The 24,384-nt window shown below is 57.9% G+C and carries 20 protein-coding genes; 16 read left to right on the forward strand and 4 right to left on the reverse strand.

Going from position 1 to position 24,384, the window contains the following annotated elements:
- Positions 1-133 precede the first annotated feature (133 nt).
- The 7 genes from KGB28_RS23680 (at position 134) to KGB28_RS23710 (ending at position 8,980) form a co-directional block, all read left to right on the forward strand.
- Positions 134-1,735 carry an ABC transporter substrate-binding protein gene (locus KGB28_RS23680; RefSeq protein ID WP_150754362.1) on the forward strand — a complete coding sequence of 534 codons (1,602 nt, stop codon included), beginning with the start codon at positions 134-136 and terminating at the stop codon, positions 1,733-1,735.
- Positions 1,736-1,908: 173 nt separating this feature from the next.
- The gene (locus KGB28_RS23685; protein WP_223448113.1) at positions 1,909-3,342 is read left to right on the forward strand and encodes an OprD family porin; all 1,434 of its coding nucleotides are present in this window, start codon (positions 1,909-1,911) and stop codon (positions 3,340-3,342) included.
- A gap of 78 nt (positions 3,343-3,420) precedes the next feature.
- Positions 3,421-5,016 carry an ABC transporter substrate-binding protein gene (locus KGB28_RS23690; protein WP_223448114.1) on the forward strand — a complete coding sequence of 532 codons (1,596 nt, stop codon included), beginning with the start codon at positions 3,421-3,423 and terminating at the stop codon, positions 5,014-5,016.
- A gap of 72 nt (positions 5,017-5,088) precedes the next feature.
- Entirely contained in the window at positions 5,089-6,099 is a 1,011-nt protein-coding gene (locus tag KGB28_RS23695) for an ABC transporter permease subunit (protein ID WP_150727461.1), read from the forward strand.
- A 10-nt stretch (positions 6,100-6,109) separates the two neighbouring features.
- Positions 6,110-7,021, forward strand: a complete 912-nt coding sequence (locus KGB28_RS23700; protein ID WP_150727462.1) for an ABC transporter permease subunit — start codon at positions 6,110-6,112, stop codon at positions 7,019-7,021.
- A gap of 10 nt (positions 7,022-7,031) precedes the next feature.
- Positions 7,032-8,000 (forward strand): ABC transporter ATP-binding protein, encoded by a 969-nt coding sequence (locus tag KGB28_RS23705; RefSeq protein ID WP_008051721.1) that lies wholly within the window; start codon positions 7,032-7,034, stop codon positions 7,998-8,000.
- A complete protein-coding gene (locus tag KGB28_RS23710; protein ID WP_223448115.1) occupies positions 8,000-8,980 on the forward strand; it encodes a peptide ABC transporter ATP-binding protein in 981 nt (326 codons plus the stop codon). The genes KGB28_RS23705 and KGB28_RS23710 overlap by 1 nt, the downstream gene beginning before the upstream one ends.
- Before the next feature lie 196 nt (positions 8,981-9,176).
- On the opposite strand, the gene KGB28_RS23715 is transcribed toward KGB28_RS23710, so the two are convergent.
- Positions 9,177-9,431, reverse strand: a complete 255-nt coding sequence (locus tag KGB28_RS23715) for a hypothetical protein (RefSeq protein ID WP_150727463.1) — start codon at positions 9,429-9,431, stop codon at positions 9,177-9,179.
- 343 nt (positions 9,432-9,774) lie between these two features.
- Complete coding sequence (locus tag KGB28_RS23720) at positions 9,775-11,358, reverse strand: peptide chain release factor 3 (protein WP_060541686.1); 1,584 nt, start codon at positions 11,356-11,358, stop codon at positions 9,775-9,777.
- 438 nt (positions 11,359-11,796) lie between these two features.
- Between KGB28_RS23720 and KGB28_RS23725 the strand changes: the two genes are divergently transcribed.
- The 8 genes from KGB28_RS23725 (at position 11,797) to KGB28_RS23760 (ending at position 20,301) form a co-directional block, all read left to right on the forward strand.
- Positions 11,797-12,513, forward strand: coding sequence for an ABC transporter permease (locus KGB28_RS23725; RefSeq protein ID WP_223448116.1), 717 nt, complete (start codon positions 11,797-11,799; stop codon positions 12,511-12,513).
- A 20-nt stretch (positions 12,514-12,533) separates the two neighbouring features.
- Positions 12,534-13,427 (forward strand): glycine betaine ABC transporter substrate-binding protein, encoded by an 894-nt coding sequence (locus tag KGB28_RS23730; protein WP_223448117.1) that lies wholly within the window; start codon positions 12,534-12,536, stop codon positions 13,425-13,427.
- Between the two features lie 12 nt (positions 13,428-13,439).
- The gene (locus tag KGB28_RS23735; protein ID WP_223448118.1) at positions 13,440-14,093 is read left to right on the forward strand and encodes an ABC transporter permease; all 654 of its coding nucleotides are present in this window, start codon (positions 13,440-13,442) and stop codon (positions 14,091-14,093) included.
- Positions 14,090-15,247, forward strand: a complete 1,158-nt coding sequence (locus KGB28_RS23740) for a betaine/proline/choline family ABC transporter ATP-binding protein (protein ID WP_150754356.1) — start codon at positions 14,090-14,092, stop codon at positions 15,245-15,247. The genes KGB28_RS23735 and KGB28_RS23740 overlap by 4 nt, the downstream gene beginning before the upstream one ends.
- 225 nt (positions 15,248-15,472) lie before the next feature.
- Positions 15,473-15,850 carry a hypothetical protein gene (locus KGB28_RS23745; RefSeq protein ID WP_223448119.1) on the forward strand — a complete coding sequence of 126 codons (378 nt, stop codon included), beginning with the start codon at positions 15,473-15,475 and terminating at the stop codon, positions 15,848-15,850.
- A gap of 748 nt (positions 15,851-16,598) precedes the next feature.
- Complete coding sequence (locus KGB28_RS23750; protein ID WP_150727471.1) at positions 16,599-17,762, forward strand: type III PLP-dependent enzyme; 1,164 nt, start codon at positions 16,599-16,601, stop codon at positions 17,760-17,762.
- A 281-nt stretch (positions 17,763-18,043) separates the two neighbouring features.
- Positions 18,044-19,225, forward strand: a complete 1,182-nt coding sequence (locus KGB28_RS23755) for an alpha-xenorhabdolysin family binary toxin subunit A (RefSeq protein ID WP_223448120.1) — start codon at positions 18,044-18,046, stop codon at positions 19,223-19,225.
- Positions 19,226-19,287: 62 nt separating this feature from the next.
- A complete protein-coding gene (locus KGB28_RS23760) occupies positions 19,288-20,301 on the forward strand; it encodes an alpha-xenorhabdolysin family binary toxin subunit B (RefSeq protein ID WP_223448121.1) in 1,014 nt (337 codons plus the stop codon).
- Positions 20,302-20,401: 100 nt separating this feature from the next.
- Here KGB28_RS23760 and KGB28_RS23765 read toward each other — a convergent pair whose 3' ends face one another.
- A complete protein-coding gene (locus tag KGB28_RS23765; protein WP_223448122.1) occupies positions 20,402-21,169 on the reverse strand; it encodes a tetratricopeptide repeat protein in 768 nt (255 codons plus the stop codon).
- Positions 21,170-21,850, reverse strand: a complete 681-nt coding sequence (locus KGB28_RS23770) for a Fe2+-dependent dioxygenase (protein ID WP_223448123.1) — start codon at positions 21,848-21,850, stop codon at positions 21,170-21,172.
- A 207-nt stretch (positions 21,851-22,057) separates the two neighbouring features.
- On the opposite strand from KGB28_RS23770, the gene KGB28_RS23775 reads away from it, so the two are divergent.
- Complete coding sequence (locus tag KGB28_RS23775) at positions 22,058-24,382, forward strand: TonB-dependent receptor (protein ID WP_223448124.1); 2,325 nt, start codon at positions 22,058-22,060, stop codon at positions 24,380-24,382.
- Positions 24,383-24,384 lie beyond the last annotated feature (2 nt).

The raw sequence follows: 24,384 nt of genomic DNA on the forward strand, positions 1-24,384 counted from the left end.
CCGTCGGGATCCGACCAGTGCATGCGTGGGTCATCGGTTACTGCTGTGTGCATGGCTTGAAATCAGTGATGCCTCTACGTCCGCGCACGGGACGGCGGCTCATTGACAACACTTTGAGAGAAAAGGAAGCGTTATGCGCCATACCCTGGTTTTATCCGCATTGCTGGGCACCGGCCTGTTGGCCGCCACTTCCATCAGCCAGGCCGCCAACAACAGCCTGGTGTTCTGCTCCGAAGGCAGCCCCGCCGGTTTCGACACGGCGCAGTACACCACTGCGACCGACAACGACGCCGCTGAGCCGCTGTACAACCGGTTGGCCGAGTTTGAAAAAGGCGCGACCAACGTCGTACCGGGCTTGGCCACGAGCTGGGATATTTCCGAAGACGGCCTCAAATACACCTTTCACCTGCGCGAAGGGGTGAAGTTTCATACCACCAAGTACTTCACGCCGACCCGCGATTTCAACGCCGATGACGTGCTGTTCACCTTCAATCGCATGCTCGATCCGCAACAACCTTTCCGTAAGGCTTATCCGACAGAGTTTCCGTACTTCAACGGCATGAGCCTGAACAAGAATATCGCCAAGGTCGAAAAGACCGGGCCGCTGACCGTGGTCTTTACGCTCAACAGTGTGGACGCCGCGTTCATCCAGAACATCGCCATGAGCTTCGCCGCCATCCTTTCGGCCGAATACGCCGACCAGCTGCTGGCCGAGGGCAAGCCGAGCGACATCAACCAGAAGCCGATCGGCACCGGGCCGTTCGTGTTCAAGAGCTACCAGAAAGACTCGAACATCCGTTACACCGGCAACCAGCATTACTGGGACCCGAGCCGGGTCAAGCTCGACAACCTGATTTTCGCCATCAACACCGACGCCTCGGTACGCGTGCAGAAACTCAAGGCCGGCGAGTGCCAGATCACCTTGCACCCGCGCCCTGCCGATGTAACCGCGCTGAAGAACGACCCAGCCCTGCAACTGATCGAGAAGCCGGGTTTCAACCTCGGCTACATCGCCTACAACGTGCGCCACAAACCGTTCGACCAGCTCGAAGTACGCCAGGCGCTGGACATGGCGGTGAACAAGCAAGGCATTCTCAATGCCGTCTACCAGGGTGCGGGGCAACTGGCGGTCAACGCCATGCCGCCGACCCAATGGTCCTACGACGACACGATCAAGGACGCCGCCTACAACCCGGAAAAAGCCAAGGAATTGCTCAAGGCTGCCGGCGTCAAGGAAGGCACCGAAATCACCCTCTGGGCCATGCCGGTCCAGCGTCCGTACAACCCCAACGCCAAGTTGATGGCCGAGATGCTCCAGGCTGACTGGGCGAAGATCGGCCTCAAGGTCAAGATCGTCAGCTATGAGTGGGGCGAGTACATCAAGCGCACCAAGAATGGCGAGCATGACATCAGCCTGATTGGCTGGACCGGTGACAACGGGGACCCGGACAACTGGCTGGGCACGCTCTACAGTTGCGACGCCATTGGCGGTAACAACTACTCGATGTGGTGTGATCCGGCTTACGACAAGCTGATCAAGCAGGCCAAGGTCGTCACCGACCGCGACCAGCGCACTCTGCTCTACAAACAGGCGCAGCAGTACCTCAAGCAGCAAGTGCCGATCACGCCAGTCGCCCACTCAACGGTCAACCAGCCGCTGAGCGCCAAAATCGAAGGGTTCAAGGTGAGCCCGTTCGGTCGCAACGTTTTCTCGGGTGTCAGCATAGAAAAATAACCGATTAGCCAGAAATGCCGGGGGGCGGATTTTCCGCCCTCACGCAGACGCTTTGCCGTCTTTTGCCAATTTGGCTTACAGCAAACGTTTGCGATGCCGTGAATGAGTTCTAAACCAATAGCCGGATCACAAAAAAAGACCGGCATAAAAAAAGAAAGTAAGGAGCTTTACCCATGAAACTGAGCAGCACCGCATTATTGGCCTTGGCCATAAGCAGCGTAACCGCCACGGCTTACGCAGAAACCCAAAGCCAGGCTTTCACCCCGGTTACCGTGAACGAGAAAAGCGCCCAAAGCGAAGCCAACGGCTTTGTCGAAGGCCAGTCGATCACCGGCACCACGCGTAACTGGTACGCCAACGAGCAACTGCAACGCGGCGCCAAGTTCGCCTACAAGAAGGACGGCGTTTCGACCCCGACCGATCGCCGGATCAACTGGGTCCAGGGCACCATCCTCAAGTACAACTCGGGCTTCACCGAAGGCACTGTCGGTTTCAGCACTGAAATCGCCGCCTACAACGCCGTTGCCCTGGACCGGGACCGCAAAGACCTGGCATCCAACAACGGTGGCGCACCGGGCACTCGTCCAGGCGCGGGCAACAACCGTACCCTGACCAAAGAGGGCGGCGACGCTCAAGGTCAGTGGAGCAAACTGGGCCTGGCCAACGTCAAGGCCCGTGTCTCCAACAGCACCCTGACCGCCGGACGCATGAACTTCAGCAGCCCGATGGTCGACGTGATCGGCAACCGCGCACTGCCTTCGAGCTTCCAGGGCGTGGCCCTCCACAGCGAAGAGCTGAACAACCTGGCCTTCGACCTGGCCACTTTCGACCGCAACTCACCGCGTACCGAAGAAAGCCAGCGCAAATTCCGCACCGAATACGCCAACGGCATCGTCGAAACCGACCACGTCTACACCGGCGGCATCACTTACAACCCGTTCGCCAGCCTGACCACCAGCCTCTGGGCGACCCAGGCTGAAGACATCTGGAACCAGTATTACTTCGGCGCCTCCCACGTACTGGGCGACAGCCAGGTACTGAGCCTGACCACCGGCCTGAACTACTACAAAACCAAGGAAACCGGTAAAGCCCTGATCGGCGATATCGACAACGACACCTACTCGCTGTCGTTCGGCCTGACCCACCAGGCCCACACCCTGACTTTCTCGTACCAGGAAGTGAACGGTAACGAGTACTTCGACTACCTGCACGAAACCAACGGCATCTACCTGGCCAACTCCCTGCTGTCGGACTTCAACGGCCCGAACGAAAAATCGTTCCAGGTTGCCTACGGTCTGAACATGGCCGAATACGGCGTGCCAGGCCTGAAGTTCAACATCTACCAGGCTCGCGGCTGGGGTATCGACGGTACTCACTACACCGGCAACGGCGGCGTGGCAGGCAAGGGTTACGACGGCATCCAGTCCCAGGATGGCGAACACCACTATGAATACGGCATCGGCGCGACCTACGCCGTGCAGAGCGGCCCGCTCAAGGCCACCACGATCCGCGGCACCTACACCGCTCACCGTGCCAGCGAAAACCAGGCTGACGGCAGCATCAACGAGTTCCGTCTCGTGACCACGGTTCCGTTCAACATCCTGTAATGCACGTGCCGAACGGCTGATTCAATGACGAATCGGTCGTTCGGCTTTTGTCTTTTAACTGATTGCAGAGGGTTCTTGATGAAAATGCTTCCCCTACGTGCGGCCATCGCGGCCGCGTTGCTCAGTGTCGCTGTCGGCGTTTCGGCCAAACCCCTGGTGGTTTGCACGGAAGCCAGCCCCGAAGGCTTCGACATGGTCCAGTACACGACTGCAGTCACCGCCGATGCCGTGGCCGAAACCATCTTCAATCGCCTGGCGGACTTCAAGCCCGGTACCACCGACGTGATTCCGGCACTGGCCGACTCCTGGGACATCAGCGAAGACGGCCTGAGCTACACGTTCCATCTGCGTAAAGGTGTCAAGTTCCACACCACCGACTACTTCAAGCCGACCCGCGACATGAATGCCGACGACGTGGTCTGGAGTTTCCAGCGTCAGCTGGACCCGAATCATCCATGGCACAAACTGTCGAGCGTGGGCTTCCCGTACTTTGAAAGCATGGGCTTCAAGGAACTGCTCAAGAGCGTCGAGAAAGTCGACGACAACACGGTCAAGTTCACCCTGACCCGTCGCGAAGCGCCGTTCCTGGCCGACATCGCCATGGCCTTCTCGTCGATCTACTCCGCTGAATACGCTGACCAGCTGCTCAAGGCCAACAAGACCGGCGACCTCAACAACAAGCCAGTCGGCACCGGCCCGTTCGTCTTCCAGCGCTACAACAAGGACGCCCAGGTTCGCTTCAAGGCCAACCCGGACTACTTCCGCGGCAAGCCACCAGCCGAGGCGCTGATCCTGGCCATCGCCACCGACAACAACGTGCGCCTGCAAAAGCTCAAGGCCAACGAGTGCCAGGTCGCGCTGTATCCGAAGCCGGATGACATTCCGAGCATCAAGAAAGACGACAAGCTGAAAGTCGATGAACTGAATGCGATGACCGTCGCGTACATCGCCATCAACACCACGCACAAGTACCTGAGCGATGTGCGAGTGCGTAAAGCCATCGACATCGCCTTCGACAAGGAAGCGGCTGTCAACGCGCTGTTCGGCAAGGGCAATGCAACAGCCGCAGTCAACCCGTTCCCGGACACCCTGCTGGGCTACAACCACACACTGAAGAACCCGGCCCGTGACCTGGACAAGGCCCGCGCCCTGCTCAAGGAAGCCGGCGTACCGGAAGGCACCACCTTCACCCTGTTCACCCGCAACGGAGGCGGTGCAACCAACCCTAACCCGATGCTCGGCGCGCAGATGATGCAGGCTGACCTGGCCAAGGTCGGGATCAAGATCGACATCCGCGTGATGGAATGGGGCGAAATGCTCAAGCGCGCGAAAAACGGCGAGCACGATATGGTTTCCGCCGGATGGGCGGGCGATAACGGCGACCCGGATAACTTCCTGACGCCTATGCTCAGTTGTGAAGCGGCCAAGAACGGCGAAAACTACGCACGCTGGTGCAATGACAAGTTCCAGGCCCTGATCGATCAGGCCCGGGAAAAAACCGACCCGGCCGAGCGTGCAGCCCTGTACGAGCAGGCGCAGGTTATTTTCAACCAGGACCAGCCGTGGATCAGCATGGCACACACTAGAATGTTTACCGCAATGCGCAACAACGTAGAGGGCTATCACATTAGCCCCCTCACCACGAATAACTTCGCCACCACCCAGGTGAAGTAATAAGAAAACTCCCGGCATTCCTGACCCAGGCATGCCGGGCACGCCTAACCGGCTGATGAGGTACAACACACGATGTTTAGTTTTATTGCCCGCCGACTGGGGTTGTTGATCCCCACGTTCTTCGGCATCACCTTGCTGACTTTCGCGTTGATTCGCATGATCCCGGGCGACCCCGTAGAAGTCATGATGGGAGAACGTAGGGTCGATCCCGAAATGCACGCTCAGGCAATGGAACGCCTAGGTCTGAACAAACCCCTGTATGCCCAGTACCTGGATTACATCGGCAAGCTGGCCCACGGCGATCTCGGGGAATCCCTGCGTACCCGTGAAAGCGTGTGGAGCGAGTTCACCTCCCTGTTCCCCGCGACCCTGGAACTGTCCATGGCCGCCCTGTTGTTCGCCGGCATCCTGGGCCTTCTGGCCGGGGTGATCGCGGCACTCAAGCGAGGGTCCCTGTTCGACCACGGGGTGATGGGCGTCTCCCTGGCGGGATACTCGATGCCGATCTTCTGGTGGGGCCTGATCCTGATCATGTTCTTCTCGGTGAGCCTTGGCTGGACTCCGGTTTCCGGGCGGATCGACCTGCTGTACGACATCGAGCCACGCACCGGCTTCATGCTGATCGACACGCTGCTGGCCGATGACGTCGGCGCGTTCCTGGATGCCCTGCATCACCTGATCCTGCCGGCCATCGTGCTGGGCACCATCCCGCTGGCGGTGATCGCGCGGATGACCCGTTCCTCGATGCTCGAAGTGCTGCGTGAAGACTACATTCGCACCGCCAAGGCCAAGGGCCTGTCGCCATCGCGCGTGGTGTTCGTGCACGGTCTGCGTAACGCGCTGATTCCGGTACTGACCGTGGTCGGCCTGCAAGTCGGCACCCTGCTGGCCGGTGCGGTCCTCACCGAAACCATCTTCTCGTGGCCGGGCATCGGCAAATGGCTGATCGAAGCCATTGGCGCCCGGGATTACCCCGTCGTGCAAAACGGCATCCTGTTAATCGCCTGCCTGGTGATTGTGGTCAACTTCGTAGTGGACATCCTCTACGGCTTTGCCAACCCACGCATCCGTCATCAGCGCTGAGATCATGAACATGACCACTCCAATTCCATCGGTAGCAGTCGATCAAAGCCTGCTGTACCCGTCACCGTACAAAGAATTCTGGCAAGCGTTCTCCAAGAACAAAGGTGCCGTCGCCGGCCTGATGTTCATGCTGCTGGTGATTTTCTGCGCCATCTTCGCCCCGTGGGTTGCCCCCCACGATCCGAGCGAGCAGTACCGCGATTTCCTGCTGACCCCGCCGGCCTGGCTGGAAGGTGGGCAACTGCAATTCCTGCTCGGCACCGACGAACTGGGACGCGACCTGCTGTCGCGCCTGATCAATGGTTCGCGCCTGTCGCTGATGATCGGTTTGTCGTCGGTGGTGATGTCGCTGATTCCGGGCATCCTGCTGGGCCTGCTCGCCGGGTTCTTCCCGCGCGTGCTCGGCCCGACCATCATGCGCCTGATGGACATCATGCTGGCCCTGCCGTCCCTGCTGCTGGCCGTGGCGATCGTCGCCATCCTCGGCCCTGGCCTGATCAACACCGTGATCGCCATCGCCGTGGTGTCCCTGCCGTCCTACGTTCGTCTGACCCGTGCTGCGGTGATGGGCGAACTGAACCGCGACTACGTGACAGCCGCGCGCCTGGCCGGTGCCGGCCTGCCGCGCCTGATGTTCGTTACCGTGCTGCCTAACTGCATGGCGCCGCTGATCGTTCAGGCCACCCTGAGCTTCTCTTCGGCAATCCTCGATGCCGCCGCACTGGGCTTCCTCGGCCTTGGCGTACAACCGCCAACCCCTGAGTGGGGCACCATGCTGGCTTCGGCCCGCGACTACATCGAACGCGCCTGGTGGGTGGTGAGCCTGCCTGGTTTGACCATTTTGCTCAGCGTGCTGGCAATCAACTTGATGGGTGACGGCCTGCGCGACGCGCTGGACCCGAAACTCAAGAACGCCGCCTGAGGAGATTCCCATGTCACTGCTAGAAATCAAGAATCTCAATGTTCGCTTCGGCGACAAAAATGCCACGCCAGTGGTCGATGGCCTCGACCTGCAAGTGGACAAGGGCGAAGTGCTGGCCATCGTTGGCGAATCGGGTTCCGGCAAGTCCGTGACCATGATGGCGCTGATGGGCTTGATCGAACATCCGGGGATCGTCACCGCCGACGCCCTGAATTTCGACGGCAAGAACATGCTCAAGCTCAACAATCGCCAGCGTCGGCAGATCGTCGGTAAAGACCTGTCCATGGTCTTCCAGGATCCGATGACCGCGCTGAACCCGAGCTACACCGTCGGCTTCCAGATCGAAGAAGTGCTGCGCCTGCACCTGAAAATGTCCGGCAAAGCCGCCCGCAAGCGCGCCATCGAACTGCTGGAAAAAGTCGAGATCCCGGGTGCCGCCAGCCGTATGGACGCCTACCCGCATCAACTGTCCGGTGGTATGAGCCAGCGTGTCGCGATTGCCATGGCGATTGCCGGTGAACCGAAACTGCTGATCGCCGACGAACCGACCACGGCACTGGACGTCACCATCCAGGCGCAGATCATGGACCTGCTGCTGGCATTGCAGAAAGAGCAGAACATGGGCCTGGTGCTGATCACCCACGACCTCGCCGTCGTGGCCGAAACCGCCCAGCGCGTGTGCGTGATGTACGCAGGCCAGGCGGTCGAAGTCGGTCAGGTGCCGCAACTGTTCGACATCCCGGCGCACCCGTACAGCGAAGCGCTGCTCAAGGCGATTCCGGAACACAGCCTGGGCGCCGCGCGCCTGTCGACCCTGCCGGGCATCGTTCCCGGTCGCTACGACCGTCCGCAGGGTTGCCTGCTGTCGCCGCGCTGCCCGTACGTGAAAGACAACTGCCGTCAACAACGTCCGGCCCTTGACCAGAAAAGCAACAGCCTCGCTCGCTGCTTCTACCCGCTGAACCAGGAGGTGGCGTAATGGCCGTCGTTCTTACCGCCCGCGACCTGACCCGTCACTACGAGGTGTCCCGAGGCCTGTTCAAGGGGCACGCCACCGTGCGCGCCCTCAACGGCGTGTCGTTCGAACTGGAAGCCGGCAAGACCCTCGCTGTCGTAGGCGAATCGGGTTGCGGCAAATCCACCCTGGCCCGTGCCCTGACCCTGATCGAAGAACCGTCCTCCGGCTCCTTGAAAATCGCCGGCCAGGAAGTCGCCGGCGCTGACAAGGCCCAGCGCAAGCAACTGCGCAAAGACGTGCAGATGGTGTTCCAGAGCCCGTACGCCTCGTTGAACCCACGGCAGAAAGTCGGTGATCAGCTTGCAGAGCCATTACTGATCAACACCAACCTGAGCGCCGCGGAACGTCGTGAGAAAGTCCAGGCGATGATGAAGCAGGTGGGCTTGCGTCCCGAGCACTACCAGCGTTACCCGCACATGTTCTCCGGCGGTCAGCGCCAGCGGATCGCCCTGGCCCGTGCAATGATGCTGCAACCGAAAGTGCTGGTGGCGGACGAACCGACCTCGGCGCTGGACGTGTCGATTCAGGCGCAGGTGCTCAACCTGTTCATGGATTTGCAGCAAGAGTTCAACACCGCCTATGTGTTCATCTCCCACAACCTGGCGGTGGTACGTCACGTTGCCGACCACGTGATGGTGATGTACCTCGGTCGCCCGGTGGAAATGGGCACGAAAGAGGACATTTACTCCCGTCCCCTGCACCCCTACACCCAGGCGCTGTTGTCGGCGACGCCGGCCATCCACCCGGATCCGAACAAGCCGAAAATCAAGATCGTCGGCGAACTGCCCAACCCGCTGAACCCGCCGTCCGGCTGCGCCTTCCACAAGCGCTGCCCGTACGCCACCGAGCGATGCAGCACTGAAGAGCCGCCCCTGCGCCTGCTCGCCGGCCGCCAGGTGGCTTGCCACTACGCCGAGCAATTCCTCGACGGCGCGGCATAAAAAATGTGGGAGCGGGCTTGCTCGCGAAGGCGTCATTCCAGTCAGAATCAAAGTCGACTGACAGATCGCTTTCGCGAGCAAGCCCGCTCCCACAGGGATTGAGTAGCTCAAGTATTCAAGCGTTAACCCGACCCCTTCCGCCTCGATTGCGCATCACTCAGGTAGAAGGGGTTTTCTTTTGCCTGCAATAGAGCGACTACGTCTGGCTGTCGCCCTCTTCCTCATCGGAGTCCGGCTCGTCGGTGGTCGAGTCATCGTCGTTGTCCGCACCACCCTGCCCCTGATCCCCCGGTTCCGATTCGGATTTGGCGATCATCAACCCCGCGTACCCCGCCTGCCCGCTCGAAGCCTGCTCCCCATGATCGATACACTCGGCCCACGCCATCGAAGTGCCGAGCGAGAGCATCACCATCACCTTCAACAGCAGTAAAACGCGAAACAACCTGTTCATAGCCGATTCCTTCCTTTCGTTGAGTGCCTGTCTGGCGCTGAGTCAAATCTAGTTCCGATCAGCCGGGTTCTCCAGATTGGACGCTGTCGAGCGAGGGAAAATGCAGCGGGTTTGGAGACTGGTTTGGAATAGGGGTTATTCACAATTCCACTAACACCGAGGAACCCTGTGGGAGCGGGCTTGCTCCGGGCGGCGTTCCGACGAAGGCGTCATGTCAGTCAACATCACTTGCGACTGACAGACCGCTATCGCGAGCAAGCTCGCTCCCACAGAGGTATGTGACCGGCAATAAAAAACCCCGCTGCTTTCGCAAACGGGGCTTTTGGGTTTTGCAACTCAGCGCTTAATGATGCTCACGCGTCGCACGGAATTTCACGTCCGGCCAGCGCTCTTCCATCAACGCCAGGTTGACCCGCGTAGGCGCGAGGTAGGTCAGGTGACCACCGCCGTCCAGTGCCAGGTTTTCCACAGCCTTGTTGGAGAATTCCTCAAGCTTCTTCTTGTCGCTGCATTCGATCCAGCGAGCCGAATAAACAGTGATCGGCTCGTAGGAGCACTCGACCTTGTATTCCTCTTTCAAGCGGCTGGCGACCACATCGAACTGCAGCACACCGACGGCGCCGAGGATGATGTCGTTGCTGCGCTCCGGGAAGAACACCTGGGTCGCGCCTTCTTCGGCCAGTTGTTGCAAGCCCTGACGCAGCTGCTTGGATTTCAGCGGATCTTTCAGGCGCACGCGGCGGAACAGTTCCGGGGCGAAGTGCGGGATGCCGGTGAAACCCAGGACTTCGCCTTCGCTGAAGGTGTCGCCGATCTGGATGGTGCCGTGGTTGTGCAGGCCGATGATGTCGCCGGCAAACGCTTCTTCCAGTTGCTCACGCTCGGAGGAGAAGAAGGTCAGCGCGTCGCCGATGCGCACGTCCTTGCCGGTGCGCACATGGCGCATCTTCATGCCTTTTTCGTACTTGCCGGAGCAGATACGCATGAAGGCGATGCGGTCGCGGTGTTTCGGGTCCATGTTCGCCTGGATCTTGAAGATGAAGCCCGAGAACTTCTCTTCCACCGGCTCCACGGTACGCTCGTTGGCCACGCGGGCCAGCGGGCGTGGTGCCCAGTCCACAACGGCGTCGAGCACGTGATCGACACCAAAGTTGCCCAGTGCCGTACCGAAGAACACCGGGGTCAGTTGACCGTCGAGGAACTCCTGCTGGTTGAACTCGTGGCAGGCGCCTTGCACCAGTTCCAGCTGTTCGATGAAACGCTCGTACTCGTCACCCAGGTGGGCGCGGGCTTCATCGGAGTCGAGCTTCTCGATGATCTTGGTTTCGGTGCGTTCGTGGCCGTGACCGGCGGTGTACACGATGATGTAGTCATCGGCGAGGTGATACACGCCTTTGAAGTCGCGGTAGCAACCAATCGGCCAGGTGATCGGCGCCGCCTTGATCTTGAGGACCGCTTCGATTTCGTCGAGCAGTTCGATCGGGTCGCGGATGTCACGGTCGAGTTTGTTGATGAAGCTGACGATCGGCGTGTCACGCAGACGGCAGACGTCCATCAGGGCGATGGTCCGAGGCTCTACACCTTTACCGCCGTCGAGGACCATCAACGCCGAGTCCACCGCGGTCAGGGTGCGGTAGGTATCTTCGGAGAAGTCTTCGTGGCCCGGGGTGTCGAGCAGGTTGATCATGTGTTCGCGATACGGGAACTGCATGACCGACGTGGTAATGGAGATACCACGCTGCTTTTCCATTTCCATCCAGTCGGAGGTGGCATGGCGATCGGATTTACGAGATTTCACCGTACCGGCTACCGCAATCGCCTTGCCCATCAGCAAGAGCTTCTCGGTGATGGTGGTCTTACCGGCATCGGGGTGGGAAATAATGGCGAAAGTGCGGCGTTTCGCGACTTCGGCGGCCTGTTTGGTCATGGGAAATCGCCTGGCAGGTGATTCAAAAAAGGGCGCAGATTATAGCCCAAGTTGATCCAAGAACCGAACCGTTGAGCACATTAGGGGTGGCCAAATGCTGCCGCAGATGGGAACCTTTTAAAGCACGGAGACGTCCACTCCCCCGTTACGACCACTCGTCGGGGGCCTGAAACACCTGCAAATCGGCCTGACGAGGCTGTGCTCATGGCTCAACAGTCGTGCGCCTACCCTCTGTAGGAGCGAGCTCGCTCGCGATGGACGTCAACGATAACGCTGGGTACCTGAATGTACGCGTTGTCTGGACGCCCATCGCGAGCAGGCTGGCTCCTACAGTGGAACGCGCTCGGCAAGAGCTGCTTATCGCGATCATTTTTCGGCAGCCAGGAATGGCGTTGCCACACGAAAAAGTGTTCGCCGACTGAAAAAAGGAGTCCGCCTGTGGCTATCCACTATGGCAAAGGGCTGATAGGAGGCGCGCTGGTAATCGCCCTTCTGGCCCTGCTGATCCAATGGATCGGCATCAACACGATCGAACACTACCGCGACGATTTGTTGTTTTACCTGCAAGCTCATCTGATTCTCGTCCTCGCTTCCATGCTGGCCGCCCTTGTCGTGGGCATCCCCGCCGGCATCCTCCTCAGCCGCCCGTCCATGGTCGGCCGCGCCGAACGCTTCATGCAGCTCTTCAACATCGGCAACACCGTTCCGCCCCTGGCCGTCCTGGCCATCGCCCTCGGTATCCTAGGCATCGGCAGCGGCCCGGCCATCTTCGCCCTGTTCCTCGCCTCCTTGCTGCCCATCGTGCGCAACACCTACGAAGGCCTGAAAAACGTTCAGGGTTCGCTCAAGGAAGCCGCCGTCGGCATCGGCATGACCCCGCGCCAGGTGCTGTGGAAAGTCGAATTGCCCAACGCCGTGCCGATCATCATCGGTGGTGTGCGCGTGGCATTGGCGATCAATGTCGGGACGGCGCCGCTGGCGTTCCTGATCGGCGCCAACAGTCTCGGCAGCCTGATCTTCCCCGGCATTGCCCTGAACAATCAGCCGCAATTGCTGCTCGGCGCGGCCTGCACCGCCCTGCTGGCCTTGTTGCTCGACGGCCTGGTGACACTCGCCAGCCGCCTCTGGCTCGAACGCGGCTTGCGCTTGTCTTAAGCCCCGGCAAAGGAATCGTCATGAAAACTTCAAGCTTTTTACTAGGCTGCGTCCTGCTGTGCGCAGGATTTGCCCAAGCCGCTGACAAACCGGTGATCCGCATCGGCGCCCGGGTGTTCACCGAACAGACCCTTCTGGCGGAAATCACCGCCCAATACCTGCGAACCAAAGGCTACGACGCCCAGGTCACCGGCGGTTTGGGCAGCAACCTGGCCCGCAGTGCCCAGGAAAGCGGGCAACTGGACATGGTCTGGGAGTACACCGGCGTATCGCTGGTTTCCTACAACCACGTCACGGAAAAACTCGACAGCCAGCAGTCATTGGCGCGGGTCACCGAGCTGGACGCGAAGAAAGGCCTGACCTGGCTCTCGCCGTCGAAGTTCAGCAACACCTACGCGCTGGCGCTGCCGGCGAACATCGCTGCCGAGTACCCGCAGGTCAACACCATCAGTGACCTTGATCGAACATTGCGCGCCGAAGCCAAGGACAATCCGCTGGTGGCGCTGGACACCGAGTTTGCCAACCGCTCCGACGGTCTGGCCGGCATGGTCAAGCTCTACGACATGGACCTGACCCGTAAAAACATCCGGCAGATGGACGCCGGCCTCGTCTACACCGCCCTGCGCAACGGCCAGGTATTTGCGGGCCTGGTCTATACCACTGACGGACGCTTGAACGCGTTCAAGCTCAAGTTGCTGGAAGACGACAAGCACTACTTCCCCGACTACACCGCCGCGCCGGTGGTTCGTCAGGACTACCTCGACGCCCACCCGCAGTTGGCCGCCCAGCTCAAGCCATTGGCTGACCTGTTCGACGACGAAACCATGCGCCAGCTCAACGCGCGGGTTGATGTCGATCACCAAAGCCCTTCATCCGTAGCCGCAGATTTCCTGCGCCAGCATCCGTTGAACTGAGGAGCAGACGTTATGAATTTTCTCAACGCCTTTTCCCATCTCGACTGGGCACAAGTGCTTCACCTAACCTGGCAGCACATCACGCTGGTCGGCATCGCCGTGACCCTGGCGATTCTGGTTGGCGTGCCGCTGGGCATCCTGATGACACGCTTCCCGAGCCTCGCCGGTCCGTTACAGGCCAGCGCCACCGTGCTGCTGACCGTGCCGTCGATTGCCCTGTTCGGCCTGCTGCTGCCGTTCTACTCAAAGTTCGGCCAGGGCCTGGGGCCGATGCCGGCGATTACCGCGGTGTTCCTGTATTCGCTGCTGCCGATCATGCGTAACACCTACCTGGCCCTGACCAATGTCGAGCCGGGCATCCGCGAAGCCGCGCGCGGCATTGGCATGACCTTCGGCCAGCGCCTGCGCATGGTCGAACTGCCCATCGCCGTGCCGGTGATCCTCGCCGGTGTGCGCACCGCCGTGGTGATGAACATTGGCGTCATGACCATCGCCGCCACCATCGGCGCCGGTGGCCTGGGCGTACTCATCCTCGCTTCCATCAGCCGCAGCGACATGTCGATGCTGATCGTCGGTGCCGTGCTGGTCAGTGTGCTGGCCATCTTCGCCGACCTGCTTCTGCAATGGCTGCAACGCTCGCTGACTCCAAAAGGACTCCTGAAATGATCGAACTTCAAAACCTCAGCAAGACCTTCCAAAGCAACGGCAAAGATGTGAAAGCCGTGGACTCGGTAAGCCTGACCGTCAATGAAGGCGAAATCTGCGTGTTCCTCGGGCCATCGGGTTGCGGCAAAAGCACCACGCTGAAAATGATCAACCGCCTGATCAAACCGACCTCGGGCAAGATCCTGATCAACGGCGAAGACACCACCGGCCTCGACGAAGTGACGTTGCGCCGCAACATCGGCTACGTGATCCAGCAGATTGGTTTGTTCCCGAACATGACCATCGAGGAGAACATCGTCGTGGTGCCGAAACTGCTCGGCTGGGACAAGCAGAAATGCCACGATCGCGCCCGCGAGTTGATGAGCATGATCAAGCTCGAACCCAAGCAGTATCTGCATCGCTATCCCCGCGAATTGTCCGGTGGCCAGCAACAGCGGATCGGCGTGATTCGCGCACTGGCGGCCGATGCGCCGCTGTTGCTGATGGACGAACCGTTCGGCGCGGTCGACCCGATCAACCGCGAGATGATCCAGAACGAATTCTTCGAAATGCAGCGGGCGCTGAACAAGACCGTGATCATGGTCAGCCATGACATCGACGAGGCGATCAAGCTCGGTGACAAGATCGCGATCTTCCGCGCCGGCAAGCTGCTGCAGATCGATCACCCGGACACGTTGCTCGCGCATCCGGCGGACGAATTTGTCAGCAACTTCGTCGGCCAGGACAGCACGCTCAAGCGCCTGCTGCTGGTGAAAGCCGAAGACGCGGCGGACAACGCGCCTTCCGTCAGCCCGCAAACTCCGGTGGCCGAAGCGCTGGAGTTGATGGACGAGCATGACCGACGCTATGTGGTGGTCACTTGTGCCGAGAACAAAGCCCTGGGTTACGTGCGACGTCGCGACCTGCACCGTCAGACCGGCACCTGCGCGCAGTACCAACGCGAGTTCAACGCCACGGCAGCGTACGACGAACATTTGCGCATCCTGCTGTCGCGCATGTACGAGTTCAATCGGGCGTGGCTGCCGGTGATGGATGCCGAGCGGGTGTTCCTTGGCGAGGTCACTCAGGAGTCGATTGCGGCTTACCTGAGCTCAGGTCGCTCCCGCGGCGCCAAGACCAGTATTGTTTCACCGGCTGAAGTAGCACTCACTTGATAGATTATCTTCCATAGTCCATTTCGCTTGACCCATCACCACCTCAAGAGGAAAAACGGAGACAGGGTCAAGTGCTGGTGCTATGTAAATTCGCAATCGTTAACAAACGAATATTAGAGACTGTCAAAAGTGATAGGTCCGCTATTGCCTGGAAAAAGTTCTACTCAATCGGGAGCACAGCGACATGCTCTCAAAAACAAACTTACCAGGTTATAGAGGTCACCCATGAAAACCAACGATTCGACATCACCTGCCACACCGACACCAGAGGCCAACTCCGTGGAGCAAAAGATCATGGCTGGTCCACCCACACAAATCATCATAGGAGGTCTGGCAGACCCGCAGCTTGTCAAAAAAGGGGGAAACTTCAAACTGGTGATCGCGGCAAAACTCGTCGATAAAGACGGCAGGGAAATTACAGGCGTTACCTCCGTGTGGACGACAACTACAGCTGGCGCCACTATCAATCGAGGTCCTGGAAACATGAACGGGACATTCACGTTAAACAATGTGCAACAAAACACCATCATTCAATTTACCGTTACCACGCAGCAGTACCCAGCCATTCGCAAGAGCGTAAGCCTTAGGCTTAACGTCTATTGATCGGCGACCGTTCCCGTATTTCGTCGGTCAAACAGTGTCGCCCTGATCGACCTTGCTCCTGTTCGGGAGCGCAGCAGCCGTAGTCACCTGACAGCTCATATGGCTCGGTAAAAATGCAAAACCTGTGGGAGCGAGCTTGCTCACGACGGCATTTTCACAGCCAACAACGTCGTTGACTGACATTACGCTTTCGCGAGCAAGCTCGCTCCCACAGGTTCTGTGCGTTTTTTCAGAGACTCACAGGCCGGAAAAAAATATCAACAGTAGCGCCTGCAAAAGCTATCCAGAAATACCTTCTGAAATAGCCAAATCCCCCCTCAGCCCACCTTCTCGCAGCCAACGTCGCCGATTTTGACGCCATCGTAGTTATCAGAGAGTTTGTGCACAAAAGCGTCGAACGTGCAGGTATGTTTAACACTTCAAAATTCTTCGGGAACATCCGACTGTCATCTGAGTCGGTTACAAAGAGTGATGCTCGTAACGCGCGTCAGAAGAGTGCAAAAACGCGACATTTTTTGTTGATCTCAAGCCCCTCACGCCCTAAAGTTCGCGCCGAACGTCCATGCTGGAAACGATCCATCCGGCTCAAGTACTGACGACGAGACAGCAAGGCCAAGGGCGCAACGCTCCCATGGCCTTTTTGCTTTCGGCGACATGCCTTGGGAAGTAGGCGAACCAAAGTGGGGATACGGAGGACGTTCATTTGCACCCATTGTTTTTACTCGTTTGCCATTAGGAGCTCCCAGGTATGTCGATCCAGGTCGAAGACTATTTCGCGCGTGAAACCTTTCAGAAAATGAAGGCGTTCGCCGACAAACAGGAAACCCCGTTCGTGGTGATCGACACCGCGATGATCAGCCAGGCCTATGACGACCTGCGCGCCGGTTTCGAATTCGCCAAGGTCTACTACGCGGTCAAGGCCAACCCGGCTGTCGAGATCATCGACCTGCTTAAAGAGAAAGGCTCGAGCTTCGACATCGCCTCGATCTACGAGCTGGACAAAGTGCTCGATCGCGGCGTCAGCGCCGACCAGATCAGCTACGGCAACACCATCAAGAAGTCCAAGGACATCCGCTACTTCTACGAGAAGGGCGTGCGCCTGTTCGCCACCGACTCCGAAGCCGACCTGCGCAACATCGCCAAGGCTGCACCGGGTTCGAAAGTCTACGTTCGTATCCTGACCGAAGGCTCGACCACCGCCGACTGGCCACTGTCGCGCAAATTCGGCTGCCAGACCGACATGGCCATGGACCTGCTGATCCTCGCCCGCGACCTGGGCCTGGTGCCTTACGGCATCTCGTTCCACGTCGGCTCGCAGCAGCGCGACATCAGCGTCTGGGACGCGGCAATCGCCAAGGTCAAAGTGATCTTCGAACGCCTGAAGGAGGAAGACGGCATCCACCTGAAGCTGATCAACATGGGCGGCGGCTTCCCGGCCAACTACATCACCCGCACCAACAGCCTGGAAACCTACGCCGAAGAAATCATTCGCTTCCTGAAGGAAGACTTCGGTGATGACCTGCCGGAAATCATCCTCGAGCCGGGCCGTTCGTTGATCGCCAACGCCGGCATCCTGGTCAGCGAAGTGGTGCTGGTCGCACGTAAATCCCGTACCGCGGTAGAGCGTTGGGTGTACACGGATGTGGGCAAGTTCTCCGGCCTGATCGAAACCATGGACGAAGCCATCAAGTTCCCGATCTGGACCGAGAAGAAAGGCGAGATGGAAGAAGTGGTGATCGCCGGCCCGACCTGTGACAGCGCCGACATCATGTACGAAAACTACAAGTACGGCCTGCCGCTGAACCTGGCCATCGGTGATCGCCTGTACTGGCTGTCGACTGGTGCGTACACCACCAGTTACAGCGCCGTCGAGTTCAATGGCTTCCCACCGCTGAAGTCGTTCTACGTTTAAATCCTGCCTGCTGTACAAAAAAGGCCTGTGAGTAATCACAGGCCTTTTTTTTGTTTCTACCATTTCCTCTTGAAAGCGATTTCAAAGCGACTTCACAACACATTAAGTTTCGATATCAAAAATCTGCACCTTGCCCAATAGAAACAGCAAAGCGCAGAGTTTAACTTCCTACCCGACACACATTGAAATTCTTCCAGACTTAACTTTAACCACAACCACCATTACTTTTTCAGTGGCGACAACAAGCATCTCTATGACGAGAATACATAAAAGGGATTTTCATGTTAGCCATTCAAGAACAGACCATTACCGCCGAAGAGCTTAACTCACTGACATCGGATTTCATGGGGGCCGTTTCCGGAACTCTCGTAGGTGTCGAGCGTGAACCAGGACTATTGATTACAAACGATGACATCAGAAAAATAAGACGCTACGTCAATGCAGGACTGGCACTACCCATCGAAATTGAAGAAATAGAACAGATACACAAGTACGACCAACTGAATATCGCCGGGCTTAAATCTGCCGATATGCAAAATCTGTATAAATCCATGAAAAATCATGCTGAAACCTGGTCACCACTGGAATCAAATATGAAGAGAGTTGGTTCGGACCTTCATGTATTTGCCGACAACTTCACCTCAAGTGGTTTATCAATCATCAACTACCTGAAGACACTACCCAACTACATCAGCGGAATCGGAAAAATCGATGGCCTGACCCCAGAGGAAATCGAAAACCTGCCAGAAATTCAATTAACCGGAGATGAGAAACAAAAAATTCCGGCTTTATTGGCATTGGTTGACGAGCTCAAAACAGTTATTACCGAACACAGCGCAAGCACACAGACCACCACAGCCAAGATCAGCGAATTCAAACAAGAAATCACCAATTCTCTTAAGCCGGCACTGGGTTTAAAAATAGCCCTTTGCAACAGTCATAACTTTAACGAAGAAGTAAAAGATCTCAACGATAGTCTCGACATCCTCAACCAGCGTATCAACGAAAAACTGGCGGAAATCGAAGAATACTCCGAGAGCAAATGGTGGGGGCTGCTCGGTGGCGCAGTTGGTTTCATCGTCACGTCCACCATTTATGGAAACAAGGCCCAGCAAGCTCGGAAAGAACTGGATCAGCTAACAACTGAACGACGTGAAATCGAAGCAAAGATTGCAACCATCAGCGCAGCGTTTGCGTCGTTACGGGCATTCGAAACCAGCCTCCTGGACCTGCAAATCAGGATTGAAGATGCTGCTGGCAGTTCATCGAACCTCGAAAGCCTCTGGGAGCTGATAGAGAAATATGTCGACTCTTCCAGTAAAAAACTCGATGGCGTCACCAACGCCATGTACCTGGTGTCTTTTGTCTCGAGACTAAACACGATGATAGAAAACTGGTCATCGATAAAAAAGCAGGCGGGCGACTTATTGACAGCCTTTAACAACGTCACCCGCAACGCCTGACATTCTGCAAATGCCAACTTACACTCCTACCATTTATCTTCCTTTTTAAAGACAGGACAATCATGACCGTACATACACTAGACACCTCATTTCAATACCCCGCACCCGACATGAAAAAAATCAAGGAGAGCAGAGATGCGCTCAATTATAAAATCCGTACATTGAGCAACATTTATTTACCCGTACTCGGGGAACAATTAAATTCGCTTCAGGAAGAAATAAACTCAACCGACCAGCAGGCACTCAGCACCCTGACCCTGATCCCCGCGGTACTACCCCTAGAAGAAATCCAATACTTTCATAGCGCCATTGAAAACCTGAAACCAGGAACACCCACACCAGAACAGCAGGAGGCGATAGACAGCTTTTACAAAGAGATCAAAACGTTAATTGAAGACGGGACATCCGAAACATTAAATCTTTCGACTGCACTTAACAACAACCTGACAAATCTGAAAGCAGTGACACTCAGCGACAACCAATACCGGATCAAGGAACTGGAAACTTCAATCAGCAACGCTACTCCGTATATCGAAGAAGAAAAAAGTGCAATAGCTGAACTGCTCAATGACGAATCAGAACTGAACGAGGCGATAAAACTCATTGAAGCGACAGACACCTTCTCGCTCATCAAGGAATTTTTCCTGACTGCTGAAAAACTCGCCGACCTCAACCTTTCAGCCCCTCAACTCCAGCTTGTCAAGGCAGGAATTTCTGCCGCCAGCAAGCTCCTCAACTTAATCAGTGACAGAATAAAATATGATGACCTGATCCAGGCCAGAAGCGGGATCCAAAAACGCCTGGATGAACGCCGTCGCAATCTGGATCGCATCAAACAAGATATAAAAATCCTGCAGGATCAAAAAAATCAGTTGGAAGAATTCCAATCCGTACAAACACCCAGAGATTCCTATACGCAAGAATTGAGTGTTATCGCCGACGCCATTAATAAGTTCCTGGAACTTACCGAACATCACGAGAGCGACGATCTCGAGTCGGTTGTTAAACGCTTCATTGAACAATCAGACATTTTCATGAAGCATATGAAGTCTCTGCGCGAGAAATGGAAGAGCTAAACCGGTTTCGATCCGGTTGATTGCGGCACTTCGATTGATGCGAGCGAAAAACCTGAGTAGTGCCTTTTCGCTCGCATCAATGACGGTCCTACCCACATGCTCATGCCAGCGCCCGATTTTGCAATTGAACGGCGCGCTGCGAAAAGCGCGGCGCCAACGCCCGGAGATCGGGGTGAGGAGCGTGTAACAGAGCCTCGCCACTGACACGCAGGAAGTTCAGATTTCCTGCCGCCAATGCCTTGTTCAACCACACCAAGGCCTCTTCGATTTTTCCACCGCTCGCCAGTACCGCCGCATAGCTGAATTGCCCACGAAAATCCCCACCCTCGGCAGAACGTCGATACCACTCGAAAGCGGAATCCGGGTCGGCCTGGCAAAATCGGCCTTCCTCCAGATAACGCCCCAGCAGGTTCATCGACTTCGCGTGGCCAAGGTCCGCCGCACGCCGATACCAGCTCAGCGCCCGCGCCTGATCCTCGGCTACACCGCGCCCGGTGGCCAACAGGTTGGCGTAGTTGTACATCGCCCAGTCCAGACCACCGTCTGCGGCACTCCGGTAATGACGCACGGCCAGCGAAGCATCAGCAACACAACCCCAGCCATGTTCATGACAACGACCGAGCATGTTGCGCGCCATCAGGTGCCCCTGGCGCGCGGCGATGCCGAACCAGCTCAGCGCCAGCGGTTGGTCCTGCGCGATGCCCTGGCCGTCGAGCAGAATCTGCCCGAGCAAGGCCTGGGCTTCGACCTCACCTTCTCGTGCGGCAATCAGGATGGCCTGGGCCGCCCGGGCCGGACTTTCGTCGAGCATCGCGCGCAGGCGCTCACCGTCGAGCATTTCCTCGCGGCGTAAACGGAAATCCGCCACTTACACCTCGACCCAGCGACGCAACAGGTTGTGATACGTGCCGGTGAGGCGGATCAGCGATGGATGATCGGGCACATCGCGGGTCAGTTGTTGAATCGCCCCGTCCATCTCGAACAACAGGGCGCGCTGGCTGTCCTCGCGTACCAGGCTTTGCGTCCAGAAAAACGAGGCGAGTCGCGTTCCGCGTGTCACCGCGTTGACCTTATGCAAACTGGTACCGGGGTACAGCACCATGTCGCCGGCGGGCAGCTTCACCCGTTGGGTGCCGAAGGTGTCCTGGATTTCCAGTTCGCCGCCGTCGTAATCCTCAGGCTCGCTGAAGAACAGCGTGGCGGACAAATCAGTGCGTACCCGCTCGATGCCGCCTTTGGGCTGACGCACCGCATTGTCGATATGAAAGTCGAAACTGCCACCGGCGGTGTAACAGTTCAGCAACGGAGGAAAGACTTTGTGCGGTAACGCTGCCGACATGAACAGCGGATTTTTCCACAACCGTTCCAGCATCGCCGCGCCGATCTCCTTGGCCAGAGGGTGGCCTTCCGGCAACTGCAAATTGTGCTTGGCCTTGGCCGACTGGTAGCCGGCGGTGATCTTGCCATCGGCCCAATCGGCTTGCTCCAGAGCCTCGCGAATGCGCTGCACCTCGTCTTTTTCAAACAGGCCGGGAATGTGCAGCAGCATGACAGAGGCACCTGAAACCAAAGGGATGCCAATGGTATTGATTCTTATTGCCTGTGTAAAACCCATCTGACGAATGAGTCAGCAGAAACCGTAAGGTTAAATTGTAAAGATTGTAAATTCAGTGCGAATAGTAATGTTTCGCAATTGTTACGAATACCTATTTACCCTATATTCCGCGGCCTCAAATCCTTGGGGAGGGGAATTCAAATGTCGCGTCAACAACCACAAGTACCGGTCAGTTCACCACGTCTGCTCGCATCCGCCATCGGCATGGCGATTACTGCCGGCTCTGCGGGCCACATGGTTTTCGCGGCGGAAAAAACCGACGAAAAAGCACCGGACAAAGTGATTTCGCTGGGCGCCACCGCCATCACCGGCGAAACCCAGGACGAGACAACCTACAACGTCGAGAAAGCCTCCTCGCCCAAATACACCGCGCCGCTGATCGACACGCCGCGCTCGGTAACCGTCATTCCGCAACAGGTTCTCAAAGACACCGGCGCCCTCAACATGCAGGACGCATTGCGTACTGTTCCAGGCATCACCTTCGGTGCCGGTGAAGGTGGCAACCCGCAAGGCGACCGTCCGTTCATCCGCGGCTTCGACGCCCAGGGCGACACCTACCTGGACGGCGTGCGCGACACCGGTTCCCAGAGCCGCGAAATCTTCGCCGTTGAATCGATCGAAGTCAGCAAAGGCCCGAACTCCGCCATCGGCGGTCGTGGCGCTGCGGGCGGCAGCATCAACCTGGTCAGCAAAAAAGCTCATCTGGGCGATTCGCTCGACGGTGGTTTCACCTGGGGCTCCGACCAGACCCAGCGCTACACCTTCGACGGCAACTACCAGTTCACCGACACCGCCGCTGGCCGTCTGAACCTGCTGAGCCACGAGAGCAACGTCGCCGGGCGTGACAGCGTCGACTACGACCGCTGGGGTGTTGCACCGTCCCTGGCTTTCGGCCTGGGTACGGACACACGCGTCAACCTCGACTACTACCACCTCGAAAGCAACGACACGCCGGATTCGGGCATTCCTTACTCCATCCCGGCCGCAGGCTCGGCGGCCCGTACCAAGGCCAACCCGGACAAGCCGAATGACGGCGGCGACAGCAGCAATTTCTATGGCCTGACCGACCGCGACTTCCGCAAGACCCGCACCGACACGGCGACCTTCGCCATCGAGCACGACCTGAGTGACTCGCTGACCATCAAGAACACCCTGCGCCACGGTAACAGCATGCAGGATTACATCCTGACCCAGCCGGACGACAGTAAAGGCAACGTCAACAACGGCAGTGTCTGGCGCCGGGCGAACACCCGCGTGAGCAACACCGAGACCACCACCAACCAGACCGACCTGTTTGGTGACGTCTACATCGCCGGGTTCAAGAACAGTTTCTCCACCGGTGTCGAATACACCCATGAGGAAGGTGAGAAATCCTCGTACAACGTCAACACGGACACTACCCCGGGAACAGCAGCGGTAACCACCAACTGCTCGCCGGCACTGATCGGCGCGCCAAGCGGTTACAACTGCACCTCGCTGTCCAACCCGACCCCGAATGATCCGTGGAGCGGCGCCATCTCGCGCAACTATGCGGGCACCGACACCAAGGCCAACACCTACGCGCTGTATGTGTTCGACACCCTGACGCTGACCGAGCAGTGGCTGGTGAACATGGGCCTGCGCTACGACCATTTCGACACCGAATACAAAACCTTCAACGGTTCCAGCGTGACCACGTCCAAGGGCGATGACACCAGCGAATTCGTTACCGGTCAGTTCGGCGTGGTGTACAAACCAGCCGAGAACGGCAGCATCTATGCGTCCTACGCGACGTCTGCCACGCCACCGGGCAACACCCTGGGCGAAGGTTCGGAAGGCAACCCGTTGGGCGGCACGCCGGATCGCAACGGCAACCTGCTGAAAAGCGACATGGAGCCGGAAACCACCAAGAACTACGAAATCGGTACCAAGTGGGACCTGCTGAACGATCGTCTGTCCCTGACTGCCGACATCTTCCGCACCGAGAAAGAAAACGCTCGTGTGCAGACCAACACCACGACGTACGAAAACGTCGGCAAAACCCGCGTTCAAGGTGTCGAACTGTCGGCCACCGGCAAGCTCACCGACAAATGGCAGGTCTTCGCCGGCTACGCCTACATGGACAGCGAGCAAGTCGATGGCGGCGACATGCCGGCAAACAAAGCCAACGATGGCAACGAACTGCCTAACACGCCGAAAAACAGCGCCAGCCTGTGGACGACCTATCAGGTCACGCCAAGGCTGACCATCGGTGGCGGTGCGTTCTATGTCGATGACGTGTTCGGCAGTGCCGCCAACACCACCATGGTCGATTCCTACGTTCGTTACGACGCGATGGCGGCCTACAAGCTGACCAAGAACGTCGACCTGCAACTGAACGTGCAGAACCTGACCGACGAAACCTACTACGACAAGGCGTTCTCGACTCACTTCGCCAACCAGGCGGCCGGCCGTACCGCTTTGCTGAGCACCAACTTCCACTTCTGATT

The organism is Pseudomonas sp. BF-R-19 (genome assembly GCF_019956445.1).
GTDB classification, from domain to species: Bacteria; Pseudomonadota; Gammaproteobacteria; order Pseudomonadales; family Pseudomonadaceae; genus Aquipseudomonas; species Aquipseudomonas fluorescens_BH.